Genomic DNA, 365 nt, shown 5'->3' on the forward strand with positions numbered 1-365 from the left:
CCGCAGGCGGCAGTGCAGGATGCAGCAGGGCAATGGCACTTTGTGACACCTTCGGCATTGGCTGACGGCGAACATTCTTTGATAGTCACTGTTACGGATGTGGCGGGTAACAGCCTCAGCGGTGAGGCGTTTGCCTTTACCATCGATACCACGGTGAATATCCCAACCATCGATCTGAATGACGCGTCAGACAGCGGTGCCGATTCGGCCGACAACATCACCAATGTGAAAACGCCGACGTTTACCCTGAGCAATATCGACGCCGATGCGGTAACGGTGGAAGTGCTGATCAACGGTACGGTTTATCCGGCCACCAAAACCGGGGAAACCTGGCGCTTTACCGCGCCGGAACTGGCGGATGGCGA

At 56.7% G+C, this 365-nt stretch carries 1 protein-coding gene; it reads left to right on the plus strand.

Annotated features, from left to right (window positions below):
• Window positions 1-365, plus strand: a 365-nt coding sequence (locus tag CYR52_RS22765) for an Ig-like domain-containing protein (protein WP_165699115.1), incomplete at both ends; no start/stop codon positions are given.

The sequence above is a fragment of the Chimaeribacter arupi genome, assembly GCF_002858805.1.
GTDB lineage: Bacteria > Pseudomonadota > Gammaproteobacteria > Enterobacterales > Enterobacteriaceae > Chimaeribacter > Chimaeribacter arupi.